We start from the raw sequence: 23,782 nt of genomic DNA, 5'->3' as shown, positions 1-23,782 counted from the left end.
AGGAGCGGCGCGGCTAGGCCTTGGGCTCTCCGGATCCCGTGTTGTCAGGGGAGTCTCCGTCTTCGGGCTTCGGAGCCTCCGGGTTGCCTTCATCCGAGTTGGCCTCATCCGGGGTGTCGTAGCCTCCTTCAAGGAGTTTCTGCAGCGCGTCGTCCACTTCGGTGTCGCTGGCTTCAGCCAGGCGGCGCCGTTCGGTGAAGCCCGCCGGGTCGTCGAGGTCATGCGCCGTGGGGAGCAGGTCGGGGTGGTGCCAGATGGCATCGCGGCCGGCGATTCCACGTTCGTCCTTCAGCGCAGCCCACAGCGTGGCGGCTTCGCGCAGGCGCCGTGGGCGCAGTTCGAGTCCCACCAGGGAGGAGAACGCGTGTTCAGCGGGTCCTCCTGTGGCGCGGCGCCTGCGCACCGTCTCGCGGAGTGCGACGGCGGATGGCAGCACGTTCTCGGTGGCAGCGGCCGTAAGTTCGTCCACCCAGCCCTCAACCAGCGCCAGGGCCGTCTCGAGTTTCTCCAAGGCAGCTGATTGTTCGGGAGTGCGCTCGGGCGTGAACACCCCTTGGGAGAGGGCTTCTTGAATGCCCTCGGGGTTGCCGGGATCCAGATCCCGGGCGAGGTCCTCGACGCGGGACATGTCGATGTGGATGCCCCGCGCATAGGCTTCGATCGCTCCGAGGAGATGGCCCCGCAGCCATGGGACTTGCACGAAGAGCCGGGCATGCGCGGCTTCGCGGACGGCGAGGAACAGCCGGACGTCATTCTCAGGGACGCTCAGGCCTTCGCCGAATTTCGCCACATTGGCCGGCAGCAATGCCATTTCGAGATCAGCGAGTGGAACGCCGATGTCGGTGGAGCTGACCACCTCGGCGGACAGGGCCCCGATGGCCTGCCCCAGCTGCATGCCGAAGATGGCTCCGCCCATGTTCTGCAACATGGACGAGGTGCCGCCCATCATGGCCTTCATTTCTTCCGGCATCTGCTGGGTCAGCGCGTCCGACAGGGCATTGGCGATGCTGTTGGCCACAGGCTCTGTGAGTCGTTTCCACGTAGCGAGGGTGGCTTCCACCCATTCAGCGCGGGACCAAGCGCGGCCGATCAAGCCCGTCGCCTGAAGATCGGTGACCGGATCCAACCAGAGTTCCGCGAGCCGGAGCGCCTCGTCGACCTCGCGGGCCTGCAGGGCATTCACCGATGGATCTGCGCCGGCAGCGGCAACACGGCGGGCATTCTCGTGGGCGAGCTGCCAATTGACAGGGCCCTCGGACGTGGAGCTCATCATGGCCTGCACTTGGGCGAACATTTGCTGCAGCATGTTGGGATCGTTCGGCAGCCCCGCGGCCTTTGCCAATTCGGCGGGGTCGATGTTGCCCATGCCTTGCCCGCCCATCAGGTTCTTCAGCATTTCTGCCAAGGGATCCACAGGTGAATCGTCTCCGTTGGAGGGGGTATTGGGGTTGGAGGTCATGGTGCCGCCGATCGTCGGTGTGACTGGTGATCACTTTCAAGGTACCGCGATGCCCGGGGGCTGTCTGCCTCAAGAACGCGTCGTTCGCTCTAGGCAAAGCACGCCTTGCAGGCACAGCAAGTAGGGTGGATCGTTGGTATGTTTACTGGCCTCCACCCTGAGGGGGTCGAAACGGTAGCGTTGGGCGCACAGTTCCCGCCGCGGAGAGGTCTTTCATTGACTAGTTTGCCGAGCCCCGGAGCTGCCGGGGAACCCGGACAGCCTCTCGGCCCCTCCAACCCCCAGGACGACCCGACGTCGCACGCCAATTCCCCGGCGCAGGACGCCGCACCATCGCAGGAACCAGGGCAGGAACCGCCCCACGCGCCCCAACCGGCACGGCGCCGCGACGGACGGTACGTCGCGATGCTGATCTCTGGCGCCCTCACGATTGTGTTGGGAATCGCTGCGGCTGTTCTCCCTGTTCCCTACGTCGTGGAATCTCCCGGGCCCACGTTCAACACCTTGGGCACGGACCACAACAAACCGGTCATTAGCATCACTGGGCACGCGACGTATCCCGCCAAGGGAAATCTGGACCTGACCACCGTCTACATCAACGGCGGCCCCAATGGACCCGTCAACATCTTCGAGGCATTCCAAGCCTGGCTGGACGGTTCCAAGGCCGTCTACCCCGAAGAACTTCTCTATCCCAAGGGCGTCACCAAGCAGCAATCCGAACAGGAAAGCGCGCTTGCCATGACTACCTCCCAAGAGAACGCTGTTGCTTCGGCCCTCCAGGAAGAGAACATTCCGTACGGGCAGAAGCTTGAGGTCGCAGGGTTGTCCGACGGCTCGGCTTCCGCGGGCAAACTCCAAACCGGAGATGTCTTTACGTCGATCAACGGCAAGGCGATCACGTCCCTGAACGTCGTCCAGACTGCACTGGCCGACGGCGCGGGCGCGCCTGCCGCCGTCGTCGTCGATCGGAACGGCAAGCCCGTGACGGTGAGCATTACCCCGGGCAAGGGCTCGAACGGCAAGTACATCCTGGGCGTGCTGCTGCAGTACAAGTTCACGTTCCCGTTCGACGTCAAGATCTCCCTGGACCAGGTGGGCGGACCGAGCGCCGGCATGATGTTCGCGCTGGGCATCATCGACAGCATCACTCCCGGCGACCTCACGGGGGGCAAGCATGTGGCCGGTACCGGAACCATTTCGCCAGATGGCACCGTGGGACCTATTGGTGGAATCGCCCAGAAAATGCGCGGAGCCCGCAACGGCGGCGCCACGCTTTTCCTGGCGCCCGCCGCCAATTGCGACGAGGTCGTAGGGCACGTTCCCGACGGGCTGCAGGTAGTCAAAGTGGACACTCTGGCGGACGCAAAATCAGCTGTGGAACGACTCGCCTCAGGCCAGGATATGTCCCGCCTCCCGACATGCTCCAACAACTAGACTGATGATGGAACTTAGCTCCACTGCCACTCGTGGCACTAATGACGGCCTCCGCCATTAGCACCAGGCACCGGGGCCGACGAACACACGCACTGATGACCGTTAACTGACGACCAGCGATGAGGTATCGAGTTTGTCCCGTCCAGCCAGCACCAGCCCGCCCGGAAGACCGCAGCGGAGACGGGGTGCCCTCACTCCAACTTTGATCATCGTCGCCGTCGCGGTGGTGGGATTCATTTTCTTCGCCAATGTGTGGACAGACGTCCTCTGGTACCAGCAGTTGGGCTTCTTCGAAGTCTATTTCAGGGAGAATCTTGCCCGGATCCTGATCTTCCTCGCGGGCTTCGTCCTGATGTTCGTACCGATCTTCTACGCAATCCGCGTCGCCTACCACGCACGGCCCGTCTATGCTCCGGACGCCGAGGTCAGGGACAACCTCAACCGGTACCAGGCTCAGCTTGAACCCGTACGCCGAGTGGTCATGATCGGCATCCCCGTGCTGTTCGGCCTCTTCGCCGGCAGCGCTGCCGCGAGCCAGTGGCAAGCGGTGCTCTTGTTCTTCAACCAGGTACCGTTCGGCCAGACCGATCCCCAGTTTGGCCTGGACATCAGCTTCTATCTCATGACTTTGCCGTTCCTTGGCTTTGTCACGGGCTTCCTCATGAGCGTTGTGGTGATTGCCGGAATCGCAGGGATCCTCACCCACTATCTTTATGGCAGTATCCGGCTCATGGAGCGGGGCATCTTCACCAGCCGTGCCGCCCAAATCCACCTGGCCGTGACGGGGGCCGTTTTCCTGCTGCTCCTTGGGGTCAACTTCTGGCTTAACGTTTACGGCACCGTCCAAAACCAAGGCGGGCATTGGGCAGGCGCCCTCTACACCGACGTCAACGCCGTAGTCCCCACGCAGACCATCCTGGCTGTTGCTGCTGGCTTGGTAGCCATCCTCTTCATTGTGGCCGCCGTGATCGGGCGTTGGCGCCTGCCCGTCATCGGCACGGCAATGCTGATCATCACGTCCATCCTCGCGGGCGGCGTCTACCCATGGGTCATCCAGCAGTTCCAGGTCCGGCCTTCGGAGCAGACGCTGGAAAACAAGTACATCGATCGCAATATCTCGATGACACGGTCTGCCTACGGCTTGGACAAGATCCAGGTATCCCCCTACAACGCCACTACGGACGCCAAGACCGGGGCGCTTGCCAAGGACGCGCAGACCACCGCAAATATCAGGCTGTTGGACCCGAACCTTGTCTCCTCTGCGTTCTCCCAGTTGGAGCAGTACCGTCCGTACTACCAGTTTCCCAAGGCCCTGAACGTCGACCGTTACACCGTGGACGGCAAGACCCAGGACACCGTGATCGCTGTCCGTGAGTTGAACCAGGACGGGCTGAACGCCAGCCAGCAGACCTGGGTCAACCGGCATATCGTCTACACGCACGGTTACGGCGTCGTGGCTGCCAAGGGCAACACGGTCACCGTTGACGGCAAGCCGGACTTCCTGTTGTCCGGGATTCCGTCCATGGGTACCCTCGGCAGCGATGCGAGCTACCAACCCCGCATCTACTTCGGCGAAGATTCGCCCGACTACTCCGTTGTCGGCGCCCCGGACGGTGCTCCGCAGCGCGAGCAGGACCGTCCTGCCGCCACGGACAGCACCACCGAGACGCAGTACACTTTCACGGGCAATGGTGGCCCCAGCGTGGGCAACTGGTTCAACCGCCTTCTGTACTCCATCAAGTTCCAGTCTTCGGATCTGCTTTTGTCTGACGGCGTCAATGTGAAGTCCCAGATCCTCTACGACCGTTCCCCGCGCGATCGAGTTCAAAAGGTCGCTCCGTACCTGACCGTGGATGGCAGCGCTTATCCCGCGGTTATTGACGGCCGGGTGAAGTGGATTGTGGACGGTTACACCACCAGCCAGTACTTCCCTTACTCCCAGCAGCAGCAACTGCAAACCGCCACGGCTGACTCGCAGACGACCTCCGGACGGACGGTGGCCTTGCCGAACAGCAGCGTCAATTACATCAGGAACTCGGTCAAGGCCACTGTTGACGCCTATGACGGCTCAGTGACGCTGTACGCCTGGGATGACCAGGACCCCATCCTGAAGTCCTGGCAGAAGATTTTCCCGAGCACCATCAAACCGATCTCGGAGATGTCCGGACAGCTGATGAGCCACGTGCGGTATCCGGAGGATCTCTTCAAGGTCCAGCAGGAGCTGCTTGGCCGTTACCACGTGACCAACGCGGACAGCTTCTACCAGAACAACGACGCGTGGAGCGTCCCGAACGACCCCACTGTCACTGATCCTGTCCGGCAGCCTCCGTACTACCTGTCCCTGCAGATGCCTGGCCAGAGCAAGCCGGCGTTTCAGCTGACCTCCTCGTTCATTCCGCAGGTAGTCAACGGTAACGCTCGGAACATCCTGTATGGCTTCCTGGCTGCCGACTCCGACGCCGGTAACCAGAAGGGGGTGAAGGCAGACTCGTATGGCCAGTTGCGATTACTCCAGTTGCCCACGGATACCCAGGTTCCAGGCCCGGGCCAGGCCCAGAACAAGTTCAACTCTGATCCTGATGTGTCGCAGCAACTTAACCTGCTCAGGCAAGGAGCCTCGGATGTGCTCAACGGCAACCTTCTGACGCTTCCTGTGGGTGGCGGCCTGTTGTACGTGCAGCCGGTATACGTGAAGTCAACGGGTGAAACGTCCTATCCAACGCTTCAGCGAGTGCTCGTAGCATTCGGCGACAAGGTCGGATTCGCCTCCACCTTGGATGCCGCGCTGAAGGTGTTGTTCGGCGGCGATTCCGGGGCCGCGGCAGGAGACTCGGCCAATAACGGCCAGACTCCCACTCCGCCCGGGACTACCACGCCACCGGCCACAGCGGATGCCCAGGCCCAGCTGAAGGCTGCGCTGGCTCAGGCCAACAAGGCCATCCAGGACGGCCAGGCTGCGCTGGCCAAGGGCGATTTCGCCGGATACGGTGCCCAGCAGACCATTCTGTCAGCGGCAATACAGAAAGCGCTCGACGCCGAGTCCCGGCTTGGTGTCACCCCGGCTCCGTCGGCAAGTGCCAGCCCTTCGGCAAGCCCGTTGCCCACGCCCTCGTCGTCACCCTCGTCGACGCCGTCGCCGAGCAAGTAGGCAATTCTTCAGCTGGCTGATTTCGGCTTAGCTGGGGGTTTTGCAGGACCGGGCCAGCCCAGACCAGGGTTGGCCCGGTCTTTCTTTTGATCTGGCGGCCTGGGCTGGGTGCCCTGCGGGTTGCCCTGGCCTGGTGGCCGGGGAGACGGAGGTCACGTCGTTTGGATTTGGCCTGACATTCACCTGCAGGTAAAGTAGTTCTTGCGACGCGGGGTGGAGCAGTTCGGTAGCTCGCTGGGCTCATAACCCAGAGGTCACAGGTTCAAATCCTGTCCCCGCAACTCGAAAAAAGATCCGACACAATGGAAACATTGTGCCGGATCTTTTTGTTTTCCACCGATTTGCGGGTGGGGGAGTCGTCACTGGGTTGAACGTAGGCCCGGCACGGCTGTGCCGGCTCCGTCCTGACCTTCTTTGAGCTGCCTCGGCGCCGAAATGACGCGACTCGCCGTGTCGCAAGCGCTTTCCCAAAGCAAAGAAGGTCAGGACGGCGCCGAGTGCCGGCGAGAATAGCCCCGCGTCTCGGGGGCTGCTACTTCGGCTCAAAGCCTCCTGTGGATCCTCAGTTCCCAGCGTGCCGCAGCTCACATCCGAGTGGTCAGAGGCGCCCCTGAATGTGCGGTAGAGTTGATTCTGCGACGCGGGGTGGAGCAGTTCGGTAGCTCGCTGGGCTCATAACCCAGAGGTCACAGGTTCAAATCCTGTCCCCGCAACCAAATAAACGAAAGAGTCCGCCCGGCTGGGCGGACTCTTTCGTTTAACCCTATTTTCGCAGCCTTCTCGATCCGGAAGTAGACGCACAAAACGAGTGTCGCTCCCGGGCGGGTCATGTGCGTCCCGGGATCGTCTTCGCTCGGATGTCGGATTCTGCTCAATCGTTCGAATGGACAAATTCCTGGCCCGCGTAATCATGGGACCGGCAACTTCCGGGAAGAGAATGATCTAGCAGAATCCGACGGTGTACCCAGGTCGTCGATCAGGGTTTACCACGAACCGCCGTAGACCCCCGTCGCCTGGATCTTTCGCAGCCTTCTCGATCGTGACGTAGGCACAGTGGAGACACTCGCTCCTACTTCCCCGGGGAGCTCTTGGACACGGTCTTGGAGGGCTATGCCGACCCATCAGGGTGAAACGTTCCCTCACACGTAGAAGTGCCGAGATCCACACTGAGATTGGCAGAAAATCTGCACGGATTTTGACCACTTCGACCACTGAAAGGCTAAATATCGCGCTAGTTTCTTGAGCGGGGGAACAAAGCTTCATCACTGGATTTCAGGCTGCGCTCGGCGTCGACCGACTTGAGGAGGAGCTTCGATGAACAAGACATCGAAAATTATTGGTGCGGCCCTAGGCGGAATCGCCGGGGGATTGGCACTGTCGTTCATTCTGTGCGTGGCAACTAGCGTGGTCGCCATTTCGACCGACTCCCGGGCGACGCTGCCGGGTCTTTTTACCGCGACTGCCGGAACCGAAAACGGGGCACTGGCCTTGGAATTCCAGCCCAACTTCGCCGGAATCCTTGTGGTCATAGCGTTGTCGGTGCTTGTGCGCGTGTTGATGGTCGTGCGAAGCAACGATGCGGCCCCTGAACCCTCAGGACATAACTAGTGGGCGGTAACGGATCTCAAGCGCGCGGGATGTAGCTTAATCGCATGATCTCGACAACGGAGTGAAACAATGGAAGCAAACCTCAAGCAGGATATCGTGTACGCCCTCAGGAAAAAGGGCGTAGCAGAAACCGAGATACCGCGCCTCCTCGAGGAAGCGATGGAACAACGCCGGACAGCAGGTGATCGATTCAGCGTTGCCGATTTTTTGGCTAGTGCCCCACGCGGGACTAGCATCTCCAGGGGCACCCGGATCGGTTACATCGCCGCAGTGTTTTTGGTGCTTTGCATTGGCGTGCAGCTGCTCCTTAGCGGGATGTTTAGCGTTCACTTGGGCATTCCTGGCCTCCTGTTCTACTACGGTGCAGCTTTCCTTGGACTGGTGGCCCTCGTGTGCTCCGCCTACTATGTCGACCGCCGGGTTCCCGTCAAATAGCGTGAAGCTGATCGCCTTACCTCAATCTTTTGCGAGGGGCAGCTTCTACCGGGTCAAGACTTTCCCGTTGTCTGATGTCGGCAGCGTCAAGTTGGGCTCGCCCCACCCATCCCTGACTTCCAAGCCACTCAATCCACCGTGAGCCTTCAGTCATTTCGGCCATTTCACTCCCCAATGCGGAAGAGCCAGACTACGTTCTTGGGTACACGTTTGGGGAGGCGCGCTGGCCTTGGAAGCCCGGCCCACGTTTGCTGGAATCGTCGTCGTTGTTGTCTTGACGGTGCTGGCCAGTGTGCTTCAGTTTGTGCGACGCGGCGACGCTGAAGATCCTGCTCCGCGTTGACAGTCCAGCTCCTGGAGGACGACACTTGGGCCGAATGGCCCGTCACGTTGGCAGGGTCGGCCGGCCTGAGGAGGTCCGTGATGATCAGTGCAACGATGGTCGTGGCGACAATTCCGGTAACGGATCTGGAGCGGGCGAAGGAATTCTATGGGGGCATCCTGGGGTTGACCCTCCTCTGGGAAACTCCGGTAGGCGTCCGGTACAGGTGTGGACCAGTCAGTGAGATCTCAGTCTTCAAGCGTCCGCCTACTGCTACCGAGCACACCCTTGCCCACTTCGAAGTGGGCGACATCGAGGCTGTGGTCCATGACCTGGCCGCCAAGGGCGTTGAGTTCCTGGACTACACAGAGGGTCCCCTTGCCACGACAGGGCACATCGCCCAGCTCGGCCCCGCCCGTGGCGCTTGGTTCCGTGATCCCGACGGGAACACCCTCGGCATTCGCCAAGGCTAGAACGATCCCACGAGGCCCGTATAGCCAAGGCGGGACGTCCCAAACACCGTTAATCCCGGCTCCCAGGAAAAATAGTAGGAGTTCCAAGCATTCCTTCCTTCGCTCCATGGTAAATACTAGGAGTTCCTAGTATTCTCGATTCCAAGCGTCAGCCATTTGCATCGAGGGAGCTGTTGAATGAAGATCGTCGTGCTCGTCAAACAAGTGCCGGACACGGCCGAGGAACGGAAACTCGGCCTGGCAACCGGCCAGCTCGACCGTGCGTCCACCGACAACGTTGTCGATGAAATCAACGAGCGCGCCCTCGAGGCCGCGTTGCGCATCAAGGATGCCAACAAGGGCACCGAAGTAGTGGCAATGACCATGGGTCCTGATGACGCCACCCAGTCCTTGCGCAAGGCTCTCTCCATGGGAGCCGATTCAGGGGTGCACATCGTGGATGATTCCCTCAACGGCGCCGACGCCGGCCGAACGGCCGCAACGCTGGCGGCCGCGTTGAGGTCTACCGGATTTGACGTGGTGATGGCCGGCAACGAATCGACGGATGGCCGCGCCGGCGTCGTGCCCGCCATGGTTGCCGAACATCTCCAGCTGCCACTGTTGGGATCATTGATCTCCGCGGAAATCACGGGCGACGGAGTACACGGCGTTCGCCAAGGCGAGGGTGGAACCCTCAATGTCCGTGCCGGACTGCCCGCCATCCTCACCGTGACCGAACGTTTCCCGGAGGCCCGGTTTCCCAACTTCAAGGGGATCCTGACGGCCAAGCGCAAACCCGTCACCACGTTGTCCGTCGGCGAGCTCGACGTCCAGGCAGGCGCCAGCCGCAGCGTAGTGGTCTCGACCGTTGAACGGCCACCGCGCGCAGCCGGACGGAAACTCATCGACGACGGCACCGCGGCCAATGAGCTGGCTGAGTTCCTCGTTGCTAATCGCCTGGTCTGAGGGAGGAAAAGAAATGTCGAACGTCTTGGCACTTATCGAAATTTCACACCGCGGCGGGATTGCCGCTTCCGCCCGCGGGCTGCTGGCTGCCGCAGCCACGCTGGGCTCGCCGGTCGCCGTCGTCGTCTCGTCTGCACCCCTGGCGGACGACGACGTCGCGCGCCTTGGTGAGCTGGGCGCGGCAAGGATCTACTCGGCTGTGACAGCTGCCGCCGGCACTGTTTTGGTGGCACCGGCAGTGGATGCCCTGAGCGGGGCCGTCGACGCCTATGAGCCGGTTGCCGTCCTCACCGCGAACTCGGTGGACGGCCGCGAAGCTGCCGCCCGGCTTGCTGTGCGGGTCGGCGGGAGCGTGCTCGCCGACGTCGTGCAGGTGCGTAGCGACAACGGAACCGTTGTTGCCCAGCATTCGGTGTTTGGCGGGGCCTACACGGTCGAGTCAGTGGTGGAAGGCGGGCTGCCCGTCCTCACCATCCGGCAGGGAGCGATCGAAGGCCAGGCTCCCGCAGCCACGGCAGACCTGGAGACAGTGTCCTTGGAAGCCAGAGCAGAAGGTGCCGCAGTCATTGACCAGTTCAACGACGATGTCGCCGTCTCCGTCCGGCCCGAGCTTCGGACTGCCGCCACGGTGGTCTCCGGCGGACGGGGTTTGGGTTCGTCCGAGAACTTCGTACTGGTTGAACAGCTCGCCGACACCTTGGGGGCGGCGATCGGTGCGTCACGCGCCGCCGTCGACGCCGGGTACATTGCCCAGACGGCCCAAGTAGGCCAGACCGGTGTGAGCGTGTCCCCGCAGCTGTACATCGCATTGGGAATATCCGGTGCCATCCAGCACCGCGCAGGCATGCAGACCGCCAAGACCATTGTGGCCATCAACAAGGACGAGGACGCGCCCATTTTTGACGTGGCCGACTTCGGAATCGTGGGCGATATTTTCACGGTGGTTCCGAAACTCATCGAAGCCGTCAAAGCCCGATCCAACTGACGGCGTAACAGGCTTTGGCCGCTTCGGCCCAAAGCCTGTTAGCTTGATGCGTCCCTGATTGCAAAGTTCTTCCGAGAGGTGTCTGAGAAGATGTCCACCCCCGCGAAAAAGTCGACAGCAACCAAGAGCAAATGGTCCCAACCCGTCTGGGTGGTTCCAGGCGTGCTGATCGTGCTTTTGCTCATCGTCTTGTTGGCCAAATGGTTGACGGGCCTGTCGGGTGTGCAGTCGTTCTTGCACGACTTCCCAGGCGCATCCCGCCTCCCGGAGAACGCTCCTGTGGGTTTCCCGGCCTGGCTCGGATGGCAGCACTTCCTGAACGTGTTCTTCATGGTGCTCATTGTCCGATCCGGTTGGCAGGTCCGCACGGCCAAGCGGCCGCCGGCCCAATGGACCCGCAACAACAAAGGATTCATCCGGACCAAGAATGCGCCAACCAAGATCAGCCTGGACCTGTGGTTCCATCTGACCCTGGATGCCCTGTGGGTGCTGAACGGCATCGTCTTTATCATCGTGATCTTTGCCACCGGGCAATGGATGCGGATCATCCCCACCAGCTGGGATGTCTTCCCGAACGCCATTTCCGCTGCCCTCCAGTACGCATCCTTGAACTGGCCCACTGAGGACGGCTGGGTGAACTACAACGCCCTGCAATTGCTGACCTACTTCGTCACGGTCTTCATCGCAGCCCCTCTTGCCATCATCACTGGCTTGCGTACGTCCTCGGCATGGCCGAAGAAGGCCGGCACGGTGAACAAGGTCTATCCCATCGAACTGGCCCGGGCAGTGCATTTCCCGGTGATGGTGTACTTCGTGCTCTTCACCATCGTGCACGTCACCTTGGTCCTCGCTACCGGGGCGCTGCGCAACCTGAACCACATGTATGGCGGCAGTGACGATATCAACTGGGTTGGTTTCGGCATTTTCGCCGTATCCCTCCTGGTGATTGTGGGCGCGTGGTTCCTCGCGAGGCCGCTGTTCCTTCGCCCTGTCGCTTCGCTGATGGGCAAAGTCAGCAAGTAAACGCATCGAATAGCTAGAAAAACACCGGACAACCCGGGAAAAGGAGTGCCAATGTTTGAGCTCACAGAGGACCAGCAAGCGGTGGTGGAGATGGTGCGCGACTTCGCCACAACGGCCATTGCGCCGCACGCCGCAGAATGGGACGAGACCAAGCATTTCCCTGTGGATGTCCTGCGTGAAGCGGGCACCCTCGGCATGGGAGGCATCTACGTCCGGGAAGAGTTCGGCGGCTCGGGGCTGTCCCGCACGGACGCGGCGCTGATCTTTGAAGAGCTGTCCAAGGCAGACCCCACCATCGCGGCCTACATCTCGATCCACAACATGGTGGTGTGGATGATCGACGCTTTCGGCAACGATGAGCAGAGGGCCCAATGGGTGCCGCAGCTTGCGTCCATGGAGGCACTGGGCAGTTATTGCCTCACGGAGCCGGGAGCCGGCTCGGACGCCGCAGCACTGAGCACCAAAGCAGTGCTCGACGGCGACAGCTACGTTCTTAACGGCACCAAGCAGTTCATCTCGGGCGCAGGAGTTTCCAGTGTCTATGTGGTCATGGCACGGACTGCGGACACGGGCAGCCAGGGGATCACCGCAATCGTTGTCCCTGCGGACGCGCCGGGCCTGTCCTTCGGCCCGAATGAAAAGAAGATGGGATGGAACGCCCAGCCCACCCGGCAGGTCATCTTCGAGGACGTACGGGTCCCGGTGGCGAATCGCCTTGGCGAGGAAGGCAGCGGATTCGGCATCGCCATGAAGGGCCTCAACGGAGGCCGGGTCAATATGGGCGCTTGTTCCCTGGGCGGTGGCCAGGCGGCCCTGGAGAAGTCCATCGCCTACCTCAAGTCACGCTCGGCTTTTGGTGGCCCGCTCATCAACCAGCAGTCCCTGCTGTTTGATATCGCCGATATGGATACGGAACTCGAAACTGCCAGGACCTTGATCCTCCGGGCCGCTGACGCCTTGGATCGCGGCGCCCCGGACGCCGTGAGGTTGTGCGCAATGGCGAAGCGCGTCGCCACAGACGCCGGTTTCAACGTGGCAAACAAGGCCATCCAACTGCACGGCGGCTACGGCTACCTGTCGGAATACGGCCTCGAGAAGATTGCCAGGGACCTGCGCGTCCACCAGATCCTGGAGGGCAGCAACGAAATCATGCGACTCATCGTTGGACGGCTCGCCGTAGGGGCATAAAGCACGCAGCACAAGAATGGCCGGGCCTCTCTGGAGGTCCGGCCATTCGTTTGGCGGGTCAATCGTTCCGGGCGGATACGGCCCGGCAGGGTCTTAGAGCTTGTCGTCTTAGAGCTTGTCGAAGTCGGCTTCGTCCACGGTGTCATCTGCCGGAGCGGTGGCGCCTGCACCGATCGCGGCCTTCGAGCCGCCGGACTTCAAGGCCGCCAGGCGAGCCTCGATTTCCGTCTGCTCGCCGAGGTCCTCAAGCTGGTTGAACTGTGCGTCCAGGCTGGAGGCTGCAAGCTCCTGCTGGCCGAGGACCTTGGCCTCTTCGCGGCGGATCTTCTCTTCGAAGCGGCCCACCTCGCTGGTGGGGTCCATGATGTCGATGCTCTTGAGGGCGTCGTGCACCTGGGTCTGGGCAGCAACCGTCTTGGAGCGGGCAACCAGCTCATTGCGCTTGCTGGTGAGCTCGTTGAGCTTGCCCTTCATCTGGTCGAGACCGCTCTTGAGCTTGTCCACGACCTCCGACTGGGAGGAGATGTTGGGCTCGGCAGCCTTGGCCTCGTTCTCGGCTGACATCTGGCGCTGGATGGCCACCTTGGCAAGGTTGTCGAACTTCACGGCGTCGGCCGCGTTACCTGCAGCACGGTACTCGTCCGCCTTACGGGAAGCCGCGAGGGCCTTGTTGCCCCAGTCCTGGGAGTTCTTGATGTCCTCGTTGTAGTCGGCCTGGAGCATGCGGAGGTTGCCGATGGTCTGCGCCACGGCGGACTCGGCCTCGGCGATGTTGTTCGAGTAGTCGCGGACCATTTGGTCCAGCATCTTCTGGGGGTCCTCAGCTTGGTCGAGCAAGGCATTGATGTTCGCCTTGGCGAGCTGTGCGATCCGCCCGAAAATGGACTGCTTAACCATGGTGTTGCCTTTCGTCCTGCTCAGTGGTGCCCACTGAATCCAGTGATCAGTTCTTGTACCGCTTCTACGTGGGGGACAGACCCCCCACCTAGTCTTCGTGAGTTAGAAGCTGCCGGAGTCGCCGCCGCCGAAGTCACCTCCGCCGCCTCCGCCGTCGCCACCGAAGAATCCTCCGCCGCCTCCGCCGCCTCCGCCGTCGCCACCGAAGAATCCGCCTCCGCCACCGCCGTCGTTTCCACCGCCCCAGCCGCCTCCGCCGCCGTGCAGGATGGAGTTGATGAGGATGCCGCCGAGGATTGCTCCGCCGAGGCCACCGCCATTGCCTCCGCCGCCGAACATTCCGCCACGGCCGTAGCCTTGGTTGGCGAAGCCGCCGAATTGATCGACGTCGGACTGTGCCAATTGTGCGGCTTGTGATGCCAGCGCCTGGGCCTGCTGGGCGTACGTCAGCGCGGTGACCGGGTCATTGCGGGAAATGGACAGGGCGTAGTCGAGATTCCGTTGGGCTTCGGCCAAGCGGGTACGGGCCTCGGGGCCAACGCCGCCGCGTCGCGCCGCTATGTAGTCCGAGGTAGCGCTGATCTGGGACTGGGCAGCCATGATGGTCTGCTGGAGCGCGGCCTGTGCGCGCCTTGCCTGTTCCTGTTGGTCACGGATTCCCGAGAGGGACTGGTCCAAGGCCTGGTGCGCCTTCTCCACCCGGTCCAGGGTGGCAATGGGATCGATCTTCCCGCCCTGGATTTCAATTTTGACCTGCGCCAGCGCGGCTTCGACTCCGGCCACCGGGCCAGCCAGTTCCGGATGTTCGCCGGACTGGATCATCGCTTTGGCCTGTGCCAGGTCCTGGCTGGTCTCCACCACGGCGCCCTCTAGCGAATTCCGGGCTTCGTCGAGGCTGCCCGCGACCTTGGAGATGGCGTCGATCAGCACGTTGGTCTGGTGCAGGCCCTCTTCCGCAGCGCGGACTGCTACTGCGGCAAGGCTGCTTTCACCCGCGGCGAGCTTTTCCTGTGCCGTAGTTGTCGCGTGCCGAACGAAGGCAAGCCGGTCCTTTGCCTGGGTGATGTTGTCGCTCACGTGGCCAAGTGCGCTGTCTGCGTACTTCTCGCGCAGGCCGTTGAGCGATTGCTCCGCGCTGCTGATCTTTGCCTCGGCTTCGTTGGCGCCGGCAGCAACAGTGGCCAAAGCCTGGGGCGCGTTCTTCTCAAGCTCTCGCAGGGAATCGAAATCGGCTTTCTGCTCGCGCAGCGACTCGAGGGCAGCCTCCGAGCGTCGGATGATTTCACCAAGCCAACTGCGCTGCTGCTCTTCGGTGTCCGGGATGTGGTCGTCGAGTTGTTGCTGCAGCTTGAAGGATTCGGTCATGTGGTTCTTTGCTTCCAGCAAGGCCTTGGTGAAGTTCCCGACGGCGGCATCGCCATATTGCGCCTGGGCGAAGCCGAGCTCCTGCTCGCTGGACTTGATGGTGTCATCCGCTTCGATGAGCAGGGTGCCGGCTTTGCGCCGCAATTCCGCGATGCTCAAGGCGGCCAGGGGATCGAGCTGTTCTCCCTGCGGGCCGTAGCTGGCACTGGATGCCTGGATCTTCTTGCGGCGATTGCGGAAGTACAGGTACGTGCCTACGCCTCCAGCCGCAACCACGCCGGCGCCGATCAAAACGACTGCACCCGAGTCGCCGCTCGGGACTGTGCCGCTGCCCCCGCCAGCGGCATCGCCGACTGCGGCTGCTGTGTCAATGGCGGCCTGGGCGTAGTCCCGCTTGCCCGCGCCCAAGTTGGCCGCGATGGCATTGGACGAAATGGTTGACCTTTTGGAATAGATCGCACTGGCCGAGTTGGGGGCGAAGTAGTACTGACCGGCGGTGGAGATGGCCAGAATGACGTCCGCCCGGCCCATGCCCTTCTTGGTGGCCACTGCCGTGGCCCAAGCCTCGGGGGAGGAGGGGTTTTCGAAGGAATTCACCGTGACCACGTACAAATTGTATTTGTGGTCTTTCAAGAGCTTTTGGATGGCGTCCTGGACCTCGCCCTTCCGGCTTCCCAAAACGTTCGCGTTGTCCACGATGTTCTGGCCGGACGGGATGGTCACCGGGTCGGCTGCCCAGGCTGCTGCGGCCGGAAAGGCCAGCATTCCAGCCAAGCCGATGACGGCGAGTACACGTTTCAACATTGACCGCATGTGCAACCCTTCAGCACGTCTGCGATTGGTCCGGGCCGGAACAATCGAAACAGAATGCATCAGCGCCCCCACGCATGGTTATCAAGCCGCAGGTCGCTGTGGCAATTCCACTTGATACTATGGTGCACCTTTTGGAGCGTCCACAGCGGTAAATATGCCGCCAGCGAAACGGGGAGAGATCCGCCCTTCTCCAGCGTTGAGGGGGCTAGCCGGCGCCATTCGAGGGCACAAGACCGTTCCGATGACGGCGTTCAGCAAGCTCCCAGCGAACGTCGACTCTTGATCCAGCAAGAGCGACGATAGTTAAGGGGACGAGGAAGAAAGGAAGTCCCATGACGGAGAACCCAGCACAGGGCGCCGCGCCTGAGAACAATGGCCCCGAGAACCATGGTCCTGAGAGCACCGGCAAGGCGGAGGCGGACAAGCAAGCCAACTCCCAGCCTACGGCCCCGCTGCCGGCATACCAGCCGGGTCAGGATTTCACAGCGAAGCCCGAATACCCGGCGCAGCCCGAGTATCCGGCGCAGCCGGAATACCCGGCGCAGACCCCGGTCGCTCCGGCACCGTGGGCCCAGGCGCCGTCCGAAAACGCTACCGAGCAGATCCAGGCTCAGCACAGCGCGCCGCAGAACGGAGCGCCCCAACACGGCGCACCCCAGCACAGCGCGGGACCGCAACACCCCTACCCGCAACACCAGCCTTTCTACGGGGGACCGAACCCCGCGCAGCACTATCCCACGCAACAGTTCCCGGCCCACCCGGGCGGTCCGGCGGCTACCCCTAAGCGCAAGCCGGTCTTCGGCGTCGGAACCTTGGTGGCCTGCATCCTGGCAGCCGGTCTCGTGGGTGGAGGCGTTGTGGCCGCCAGCGATCAGTTGTTCAGTAGCCGGACCCCGGCGGCCGCCAGCAGCAACCAGACGGGAACGGTGATCGTCAATAACACGGACGATGTCAACGCCATCACCGCAGCCGCCGCCAAAGCCACGCCCAGCGTCGTGACCATCATGGCCTCGAGCGGAAACCAGGGTGGAACCGGTTCGGGCATCATCCTCGACGACCAGGGCCACATCCTGACCAACACCCACGTGGTGACCCTTGACGGAGCCAGCGCCAACGCCGCGATTGAAGTGCGGTTGAGCGATGGACGCGTCCTGAAGGCGACGGTAGTGGGTACGGACCCGCTTTCGGACCTCGCCATCATCAAGGTGGACAACGCCTCCGGTCTCGTGCCAGCTACCCTGGGTGATTCCAGCAAGATCAACGTCGGGGACAACGCAATCGCCATCGGCGCTCCGCTCGGCCTGCCCGGCACGGTCACCGACGGCATCGTCTCCACGCTCAACCGCACCATCAGCGTGGCATCCTCGGCTGTTCCCAACGGCGGCTCCGACAATTCGCAAAGTGGCGGCCAAGGCGGATTCCAATTCGCCCCTCCAGGCGGCGGCCAGAGCCAGAGTAGTGCGGGCCAGGGCACGGTGTCGCTCAACGTCATCCAGACCGACGCGCCGATCAACCCGGGCAACTCCGGTGGAGCGCTTGTCAACACCAAGGGCGAGATCATCGGTGTGAACGTGGCGATCGCTTCCGCCGGCAGCAGCAGTTCCTCGTCTTCGTCCAGCGGCAACATCGGTGTGGGCTTCAGCATCCCCATCAACAACGCGAAGCGTATTGCGCAGGAACTCATCAAGAACGGCAAGGCCACCCACGGGCAGTTCGGCGTCAGCGTCCAGCCTAAGTCGGCTACGGGAAGCAGTTCCGGGTTCTCGGTGGGGGCGCAGGTCGCAGCCGTGACCGCGGGCTCCGCCGCTGAGAAGGCCGGACTCAAGGTGGGCGACGTCGTCACCAAGTTCGCCGGGATGGACATCACCGATCCCGAGCAGCTCACCGCTGCGGTCCGTGAGCAGCCAGCAGGCGCAACGGTCAAGGTGACCGTCCAGCGCGGCAGTCAGACGCAGGAACTCGACGTGACCTTGGATGCAGCTCCGTAACGGCTGCCCTGTAATAGCCATGCAGTAGCAGTGGATTCCAGCGGGGCAAGCAGTTAGCGGTCGACGACGGCGGGCGGCACCACAGCGGTGCGGCCCGCCGTCTCCGTGTGCTCTTACGCCTGTAGGCGGGAGCCATCCACGAAACAGGAGTTAATGCGGGTACCCGGCGTTGTCCGACTTGTCCCGCAATATGCTTAGCTAGGACGAGCCCGTACGCTGGGCACTCTTGGCCATGCGCCTAGTTGCTGGCCATCCCCGAGCATGGAAGGCTGCCTCGAACACAGTGGGAGATACATTGAAGATTGTTGTTCTGGTCAAGCACGTCCCGGACGCGCAGTTCGACCGACACCTCACCGGCCCAGGCAACACCACGGACCGCGACGAGAGCATCCTGTCCGAACTGGACGAGTATGCGCTTGAAGCTGCGTTGCAGCTCAGCGAGGCCCGCGGCGGTGCGAAGGCCGGCAACGAGGTCATCGCCTTGAGCATGGGTCCCGCCGGTGCCGTGAACGCCGTCAAGAAGTCCTTGCAAATCGGTGCCTCCTCAGGAGCGCATTTGAGCGACGACGCCTTGGCCGGTTCCGACGCCGCCGCCACCTCGCTGGCCCTCGCCGCGGCAATCCGTTATCTCGGCGCCGACTCGCCCGTGGACCTCGTCCTGACCGGCATGGCCTCGACAGACGGCGAAACGTCCTTGGTTCCGGCGCAACTCGCTGAGCGTCTCGGACTCCCTCAAGTCACTTTTGCTTCCTCCCTGGAAGTCAATGGCGAACATGTCGTCGCGCGCCGTGACGGTGACGCCCACGCGGACACCGTGGAGGCAACGTTGCCCGCGCTGGTATCCGTGACGGACCAGATCAACGAGCCGCGATACCCCAACTTCAAGGGCATCCTTGCCGCCAAGAAGAAGAAAATCACGGCACTCACCCTGGCCGACATCGGCGTCGATGCCGCGCAGGTGGGCGCTGCGGGTTCGTTGACCGCCGTCGAGACCGCTGAGGCGCGCCCGCCGCGCACGGCCGGCACCATCATTACCGACGAAGGCGACGCCGGCATCAAGCTGGTTGAGTTCCTGGCCGCCCAGAAGCTGCTCTAAGAGGATTCCGACACATGGCAAAAGCACTTGTATTCATTGACAACCCGGGCGCGGCGCTCAAGAAGAGCAGCCTGGAACTCCTGACGATCGCACGTTCCCTCGGGGAAGCGGTGGTCGCCTTCAACGGCGAGCTGCACGACGACGTCGCCGCCGCCCTGGGGGCGCACGGAGCCTCGGTTCTCTACCGCCCGTCCGCTACGGACCTGGACGACTACCTGGTTGCGCCGAAAGCCGCATATCTTGCTGCGGCAGTTGCGGCCTCCGGGGCCGGGACCGTCCTGCTCGAGAACACGGCCGACGGCAAGGAAATCGCGGCCCGTCTCGGCGTGAAGCTCAACGCCGGCGTCATCACCGATGTGGTGGGCGTCGACGCCGATGGCACGGCCCACAAGTCGGTCCTGGCCGGCTCATACACCACCACGGCCAAGGCGCGCACCGCCGTCGCCGTGCTCACGGTCAAGCCGAACAGTGTCGACGTCGAGGCCCCGGCCGCGGCAGGCACGCCTGAAGCCGTCACTATCGACGTCCCGGCCGATGCCACCGCGAATGCCGCGCGGGTCACCGGGCGCGCGGAAAAGCCGGCCAGCGGCCGTCCCGAGCTTACCGAAGCCCGGATCGTGGTTGCCGGTGGACGCGGTGTCGACGGCGACTTCGGTCCCTTGGAAGAACTGGCCGACGCGCTGGGCGGTGCACTCGGGGCTTCCCGTGCCGCCACGGATGCAGGCTGGATCGGCCACGACTACCAGGTTGGCCAGACGGGCAAGACCGTGTCCCCGCAGCTCTACATCTCGGCGGGCATCTCCGGAGCGATCCAGCAGAAGGCCGGGATGCAGACCTCCAAGGTCATCGTCGCGATCAACAAGGATGCGGAATCGCCGATCTTCGAAATCGCGGACTTCGGCATCATCGGTGACCTCTTCAAGGTTGTTCCGCAGGCCACCGAAGAGATCAAAAAGCGGAAAGGCTGATCCCTTTGTCTTCTGACGCTATGTCAGCAAAGAGCCCGTTCAACGCCTCCACGGAGCGCGTTGAGCGGGTGCTTTGTTTTACCGCCCACCCGGACGACGTCGACTTTGGCGCGGCCGGCACCATTGCTGCCTGGACCGCTGCCGGCGTCGAGGTCAGCTACTGCGTCGTGACCGACGGCGACGCCGGAGGCTTCGATCCTGCCCACCGCGAAGAGATCATTGCGATGCGCGCAGACGAGCAGAGACAAGCCGCTGCCCTCGTCGGCGTGACGGATGTGCACTACCTCCATGAGCGCGATGGCTACCTCGAACCGACGCATGAGGTCATCAAGCAAGTGGTGAAGCTCATCCGCGAAATCCGCCCCGACGTGGTCCTGGCCATGCACCCGGAACGCAATTGGGACAGGATCCAGAAGAGCCATCCGGACCACCTCGCCGTGGGGGAGATCGTGACCCGCGCGGTGTACCCCGCGCTTGAGAACCCTTTTGCCTACCCGGAACTGGCAGAAGCCGGTCTCGATGCCTACAAACTGCCATGGCTGTGGCTCTTCGCCGGTCCCGAAACCCGTGAGAACTATTTCGTGGATGTCACTGAACACATCGACGCGAAACTGGCTGCCATTCGGATCCACGCGAGCCAGCACCCCGATCTGGAAGGCATGGAACGGGCTGTCCGGGGCATGCTCCGGCACAATGCCTCGCGTGCCGGCATGCCGGACGGGCGCAGCGCCGAGGCGTTCCATGTGGTGGAAATCAACGGTTCCCAAACCATCGCCGGTTTCTGAAATTGCTGATGTGTAACCTGTGTCATATGCTTAGTCTCGTTTAAATCATATTTAATTGAGGAAGGCAGACTTTGATGGCGAAGACTGCACAACAGCCGGTATTGGTGATCATGGGCGTCTCCGGTTCCGGTAAATCGACAGTGGCCGGCGTATTGGCCGGCCGGCTGGGTTGGGACCTCGCCGAAGGCGACGACCTGCACCCGGAAGCGAACGTGGCAAAGATGCAGGCAGGGCACGCACTCAGCGATGAGGACCGTTGGCCCTGGCTGGACATCATTGCCGAATGGATCAGGGAGCGCACTGCAGCAGGAAAGCCGGGCATCATCACGTGCTCGGCCTTGAAGAAGCGTTACCGGGACGTCCTGCGCGGCGAGGGCGTCGTGTTCGTCTTCCTCCAGGGGAGCAAGGACAAGATTTCCGACCGGCTGGCTTCGCGCCACGGACACTTCATGCCTCCTTCGTTGCTGGAATCCCAGTTCGATGCATTGGAGGAACCTACGGAGGAAGAGAACCACATCTCACTGTGCGTCTCGGCTTCTCCGGCGGAAGAGGCAGACGAAATCATCGAACGGCTCGGCCTTGAGGCACAGCAGGCCCATCCGGTCGGTGGCGCTGCGTGAACTGGACCGGGCACGACACCCAACTCCTCGTGGTCGCGGCCATCGGCATTGCGCTGATTGTCCTGCTGATCGCAAAATTCAAGGTCCACCCCTTCCTATCCCTCGTGCTGGGTTCGGCATTCGTCGGCCTGGCATCCGGAGTTGGACTCGACAAGGTCATCAGCAACTTCGAAGACGGCGTAGGTGGCGTCCTCAAGGAAGTCGGACTCCTGATTGCCCTCGGCGCCATGCTGGGTAAGCTCCTGGCGGACTCCGGCGGTGCCAACCGGGTAGTGGATACCCTGCTGGAAAAGGCCAAGGGCAACAGGGTCGTCTGGATGATGACCCTGGTGGCGGTCATCATCGGCCTGCCGATGTTCTTCGAGATTGGCCTCGTACTGCTCCTGCCGGTGATCGTCCTGGTCACCCAGCGCTCCAAGATGAAGCTCATGCGCATCGCCATTCCGGCGCTTGCCGGCCTTTCCGTGCTGCACGGCCTCGTGCCGCCGCACCCCGGGCCACTCATCGCCATCAGCGCGGTGAAGGCTGAACTGGGTACCACCTTGGCTCTGGGACTCCTGGTCGCCATCCCCACGGTGATCATTTGTGGTCCGCTGTTTTCCCGTTTGGCCGCGCGTTGGGTTCCTGTGGATGCCCCGGCGGTGGCCGGCGGCGTCGACACCCAGCACGCCGTCGACCTCAGCGAAGTCAAGCGCCAGCCGAGCTTCCTCGTCACCCTGCTGACCATCATCTTCCCGGTGGTGCTCATGCTGCTGAAGGCCATCGCGGACATTGCCTGGCCGGACGCTGCGCATGCCCCCATGATCCGCACCGTCCTGGATTTCATCGGCCAGCCCCTGGCTGCCATGACGTTGGCCGTGCTCGCCGCGATGGTGACATTTGGCTATACCGTTGGATTCACCGGTAGCAAGATCACGTCCAAGCTCAGCGCGAGCCTCGGACCGATCGCCGCGATCCTTTTGATCGTGGGCGCCGGCGGCGGCTTCAAGCAGACCCTCATCGGGGCCGGCGTCGGCGACGCAGTCAAGAAGTGGGCCGAGGGCGCCAATATGTCCGTGCTGGTCCTGGGCTTCATTGTGGCAGTGGCGCTCCGCCTGGCCACGGGCTCGGCAACGGTCGCCACGGTGACGGCCGCGGGCATCGTGGCTCCGCTGGCCAGCAGCCTGACCCTGACGCACGCAGCGCTCCTCGCCTTGGCGATCGGTGCCGGCTCGCTCTTCCTGTCCCACGTCAACGACGCCGGGTTCTGGCTTGTGAAGGAACTTTTCGGCCTGACGGTCGGGCAGACGTTCAAGACGTGGTCGGTCATGGAGACGCTCATCTCGGTGGTCGGTTTCTCCTTCATCATGGTGCTCTCGCTGATCATTTAGCGGGGCTACCCAGCAGCCAGTACGACGGCGGCCCGCCCCCTGTGTTTCCAGTGGGGACGGGCCGCCGTCGCGCTATTCAGGAGAGATGCCCTAACTGAGCTTTTCTGCTGCGTAGACCTTGATGCCTTCCAGCAGGTAGGGCGCCAGACCGACGCGGACCTTGTCGTAATTGGCGGTGAACCGGGGGTCGTCCACATACATCTGTCCCAAGCCCACGTAGGATTCAGCGTTTGGCGTCCAACTGGCGCAGATCCACTTGTAATGCCGGCCGACGGCTGCCTGGACGTCCGGGTGGTCCGCCGGAAGGGCGGCGTCGAAACACCGGGCGAGATCCTGGTTCAGGGCCGCGTACTCCTCCATGAAGGCCTGTTTTTGATTCGTTGTCATCGCCGAGTGCCGTGCCTTGCTCACGTCGACGGCCCGATCGCCCCAGCGTTCGCGCGCCTCGGCTTCGTAGGGGTTGTTGTCGAAATCCTTGAAGATGTTCTCCGCGGTCATGGTTTCTCCTTGACGTAGTGCTGCGATAGTGGCGTCGACCGTCCGGGACATCCGGTCCAGTCGCTCGCGCTCGGCCAGCAGCCAGTTCCTGTGCACGGCAAGTGCCTCCACAGGATCGGTCTGGCCATCCAGAACTTCGCCGATGGTCTCGAGCCCAAGGCCAAGTTCACGAAGCAGAAGGATCTGCTGCAGGCGCAGCAGCTCAGGCTGGCCGTAGTACCGGTAGCCGTTGTGTCCCGTATGGGCAGGCTCCAAGAGTCCGAGTTGGTCATAGTGGCGCAAGGTTCGCGAGGAAACCTTGCTGGCCTTGGCCAGTTCGGAAATGGTCCAGGTATCTGCCTTGTCCTGCTTCATATGTCCAG

The 23,782-nt window shown here is 62.6% G+C and carries 19 protein-coding genes and 2 tRNA genes; 17 read left to right on the top strand and 4 right to left on the bottom strand.

What is annotated here, in order from left to right; translation table 11 throughout:
* Positions 1-13: 13 nt before the first annotated feature.
* Positions 14-1,459 carry a zinc-dependent metalloprotease gene (locus tag NFJ07_RS04590; RefSeq protein WP_269992817.1) on the bottom strand — a complete coding sequence of 482 codons (1,446 nt, stop codon included), beginning with the start codon at positions 1,457-1,459 and terminating at the stop codon, positions 14-16.
* Positions 1,460-1,864: 405 nt separating this feature from the next.
* Between NFJ07_RS04590 and NFJ07_RS04585 the strand changes: the two genes are divergently transcribed.
* From NFJ07_RS04585 to NFJ07_RS04535, 11 genes are all read left to right on the top strand, one after another.
* Positions 1,865-2,893 carry a YlbL family protein gene (locus NFJ07_RS04585; RefSeq protein ID WP_269993087.1) on the top strand — a complete coding sequence of 343 codons (1,029 nt, stop codon included), beginning with the start codon at positions 1,865-1,867 and terminating at the stop codon, positions 2,891-2,893.
* Positions 2,894-3,026: 133 nt separating this feature from the next.
* A complete protein-coding gene (locus NFJ07_RS04580) occupies positions 3,027-6,041 on the top strand; it encodes a UPF0182 family membrane protein (RefSeq protein WP_269992816.1) in 3,015 nt (1,004 codons plus the stop codon).
* A 207-nt stretch (positions 6,042-6,248) separates the two neighbouring features.
* A tRNA-Met gene (locus tag NFJ07_RS04575) sits at positions 6,249-6,322 on the top strand.
* 358 nt (positions 6,323-6,680) lie between these two features.
* Positions 6,681-6,757: transfer RNA gene (locus NFJ07_RS04570), tRNA-Met, on the top strand.
* 598 nt (positions 6,758-7,355) lie between these two features.
* A complete protein-coding gene (locus tag NFJ07_RS04565; protein WP_269992814.1) occupies positions 7,356-7,649 on the top strand; it encodes a hypothetical protein in 294 nt (97 codons plus the stop codon).
* A 69-nt stretch (positions 7,650-7,718) separates the two neighbouring features.
* Positions 7,719-8,084 carry a hypothetical protein gene (locus tag NFJ07_RS04560; protein WP_269992813.1) on the top strand — a complete coding sequence of 122 codons (366 nt, stop codon included), beginning with the start codon at positions 7,719-7,721 and terminating at the stop codon, positions 8,082-8,084.
* 423 nt (positions 8,085-8,507) lie between these two features.
* On the top strand, positions 8,508-8,879 hold the full coding sequence (locus tag NFJ07_RS04555) for a VOC family protein (RefSeq protein WP_269992812.1): 372 nt from the start codon (positions 8,508-8,510) through the stop codon (positions 8,877-8,879).
* Positions 8,880-9,056: 177 nt separating this feature from the next.
* Positions 9,057-9,824, top strand: a complete 768-nt coding sequence (locus NFJ07_RS04550) for an electron transfer flavoprotein subunit beta/FixA family protein (RefSeq protein WP_269992811.1) — start codon at positions 9,057-9,059, stop codon at positions 9,822-9,824.
* Positions 9,825-9,837: 13 nt separating this feature from the next.
* Entirely contained in the window at positions 9,838-10,809 is a 972-nt protein-coding gene (locus tag NFJ07_RS04545) for an electron transfer flavoprotein subunit alpha/FixB family protein (protein ID WP_269992809.1), read from the top strand.
* A gap of 90 nt (positions 10,810-10,899) precedes the next feature.
* A complete protein-coding gene (locus NFJ07_RS04540; protein WP_269992807.1) occupies positions 10,900-11,832 on the top strand; it encodes a cytochrome b/b6 domain-containing protein in 933 nt (310 codons plus the stop codon).
* Between the two features lie 51 nt (positions 11,833-11,883).
* Positions 11,884-13,020 carry an acyl-CoA dehydrogenase family protein gene (locus NFJ07_RS04535; protein WP_269992805.1) on the top strand — a complete coding sequence of 379 codons (1,137 nt, stop codon included), beginning with the start codon at positions 11,884-11,886 and terminating at the stop codon, positions 13,018-13,020.
* Positions 13,021-13,128: 108 nt separating this feature from the next.
* Here NFJ07_RS04535 and NFJ07_RS04530 read toward each other — a convergent pair whose 3' ends face one another.
* Positions 13,129-13,917: a PspA/IM30 family protein gene (locus NFJ07_RS04530; RefSeq protein ID WP_269992803.1), complete on the bottom strand. Its 789-nt coding sequence runs from the start codon at positions 13,915-13,917 to the stop codon at positions 13,129-13,131.
* Between the two features lie 102 nt (positions 13,918-14,019).
* Positions 14,020-16,095 carry a TPM domain-containing protein gene (locus NFJ07_RS04525; protein ID WP_269992802.1) on the bottom strand — a complete coding sequence of 692 codons (2,076 nt, stop codon included), beginning with the start codon at positions 16,093-16,095 and terminating at the stop codon, positions 14,020-14,022.
* Between the two features lie 332 nt (positions 16,096-16,427).
* Here NFJ07_RS04525 and NFJ07_RS04520 point away from each other — a divergent pair, with 332 nt between their 5' ends.
* From NFJ07_RS04520 to NFJ07_RS04495, 6 genes are all read left to right on the top strand, one after another.
* Positions 16,428-18,083 (top strand): S1C family serine protease, encoded by a 1,656-nt coding sequence (locus tag NFJ07_RS04520; protein WP_269992801.1) that lies wholly within the window; start codon positions 16,428-16,430, stop codon positions 18,081-18,083.
* 295 nt (positions 18,084-18,378) lie between these two features.
* Positions 18,379-19,179, top strand: coding sequence for an electron transfer flavoprotein subunit beta/FixA family protein (locus tag NFJ07_RS04515; protein WP_269992800.1), 801 nt, complete (start codon positions 18,379-18,381; stop codon positions 19,177-19,179).
* A 14-nt stretch (positions 19,180-19,193) separates the two neighbouring features.
* Positions 19,194-20,147, top strand: coding sequence for an electron transfer flavoprotein subunit alpha/FixB family protein (locus NFJ07_RS04510; RefSeq protein ID WP_269992799.1), 954 nt, complete (start codon positions 19,194-19,196; stop codon positions 20,145-20,147).
* A 20-nt stretch (positions 20,148-20,167) separates the two neighbouring features.
* Complete coding sequence (locus tag NFJ07_RS04505; RefSeq protein WP_269992798.1) at positions 20,168-20,932, top strand: PIG-L deacetylase family protein; 765 nt, start codon at positions 20,168-20,170, stop codon at positions 20,930-20,932.
* Positions 20,933-21,006: 74 nt separating this feature from the next.
* Positions 21,007-21,552 carry a gluconokinase gene (locus NFJ07_RS04500; protein WP_269992796.1) on the top strand — a complete coding sequence of 182 codons (546 nt, stop codon included), beginning with the start codon at positions 21,007-21,009 and terminating at the stop codon, positions 21,550-21,552.
* The gene (locus NFJ07_RS04495; protein ID WP_269992795.1) at positions 21,549-22,922 is read left to right on the top strand and encodes a GntT/GntP/DsdX family permease; all 1,374 of its coding nucleotides are present in this window, start codon (positions 21,549-21,551) and stop codon (positions 22,920-22,922) included. Before NFJ07_RS04500 ends, NFJ07_RS04495 begins: the two co-directional genes overlap by 4 nt.
* A gap of 90 nt (positions 22,923-23,012) precedes the next feature.
* Here NFJ07_RS04495 and NFJ07_RS04490 read toward each other — a convergent pair whose 3' ends face one another.
* Positions 23,013-23,774: a MerR family transcriptional regulator gene (locus tag NFJ07_RS04490; protein ID WP_269992794.1), complete on the bottom strand. Its 762-nt coding sequence runs from the start codon at positions 23,772-23,774 to the stop codon at positions 23,013-23,015.
* Positions 23,775-23,782: the final 8 nt, after the last annotated feature.

Source organism: Arthrobacter sp. B2a2-09, assembly GCF_027587375.1.
In the GTDB taxonomy this organism is placed as follows: domain Bacteria; phylum Actinomycetota; class Actinomycetes; order Actinomycetales; family Micrococcaceae; genus Arthrobacter.
The sequence above is the reverse complement of the archived record's forward strand: the minus strand, read 5'-3'. Positions and strand labels throughout refer to the sequence as shown.

What these genes read in the sequence shown, in the direction of transcription:
- NFJ07_RS04590 (WP_269992817.1), bottom strand. Translation starts at nt 1,459, where the DNA reads ATGACCTCCAACCCCAATACCCCCTCCAACGGAGACGATTCACCTGTG.
- NFJ07_RS04585 (WP_269993087.1), top strand. Translation starts at nt 1,865, where the DNA reads ATGCTGATCTCTGGCGCCCTCACGATTGTGTTGGGAATCGCTGCGGCT.
- NFJ07_RS04565 (WP_269992814.1), top strand. Translation starts at nt 7,356, where the DNA reads ATGAACAAGACATCGAAAATTATTGGTGCGGCCCTAGGCGGAATCGCC.
- NFJ07_RS04560 (WP_269992813.1), top strand. Translation starts at nt 7,719, where the DNA reads ATGGAAGCAAACCTCAAGCAGGATATCGTGTACGCCCTCAGGAAAAAG.
- NFJ07_RS04555 (WP_269992812.1), top strand. Translation starts at nt 8,508, where the DNA reads ATGATCAGTGCAACGATGGTCGTGGCGACAATTCCGGTAACGGATCTG.
- NFJ07_RS04550 (WP_269992811.1), top strand. Translation starts at nt 9,057, where the DNA reads ATGAAGATCGTCGTGCTCGTCAAACAAGTGCCGGACACGGCCGAGGAA.
- NFJ07_RS04545 (WP_269992809.1), top strand. Translation starts at nt 9,838, where the DNA reads ATGTCGAACGTCTTGGCACTTATCGAAATTTCACACCGCGGCGGGATT.
- NFJ07_RS04540 (WP_269992807.1), top strand. Translation starts at nt 10,900, where the DNA reads ATGTCCACCCCCGCGAAAAAGTCGACAGCAACCAAGAGCAAATGGTCC.
- NFJ07_RS04535 (WP_269992805.1), top strand. Translation starts at nt 11,884, where the DNA reads ATGTTTGAGCTCACAGAGGACCAGCAAGCGGTGGTGGAGATGGTGCGC.
- NFJ07_RS04530 (WP_269992803.1), bottom strand. Translation starts at nt 13,917, where the DNA reads ATGGTTAAGCAGTCCATTTTCGGGCGGATCGCACAGCTCGCCAAGGCG.
- NFJ07_RS04525 (WP_269992802.1), bottom strand. Translation starts at nt 16,095, where the DNA reads ATGCGGTCAATGTTGAAACGTGTACTCGCCGTCATCGGCTTGGCTGGA.
- NFJ07_RS04520 (WP_269992801.1), top strand. Translation starts at nt 16,428, where the DNA reads ATGACGGAGAACCCAGCACAGGGCGCCGCGCCTGAGAACAATGGCCCC.
- NFJ07_RS04510 (WP_269992799.1), top strand. Translation starts at nt 19,194, where the DNA reads ATGGCAAAAGCACTTGTATTCATTGACAACCCGGGCGCGGCGCTCAAG.
- NFJ07_RS04505 (WP_269992798.1), top strand. Translation starts at nt 20,168, where the DNA reads ATGTCAGCAAAGAGCCCGTTCAACGCCTCCACGGAGCGCGTTGAGCGG.
- NFJ07_RS04500 (WP_269992796.1), top strand. Translation starts at nt 21,007, where the DNA reads ATGGCGAAGACTGCACAACAGCCGGTATTGGTGATCATGGGCGTCTCC.
- NFJ07_RS04490 (WP_269992794.1), bottom strand. Translation starts at nt 23,774, where the DNA reads ATGAAGCAGGACAAGGCAGATACCTGGACCATTTCCGAACTGGCCAAG.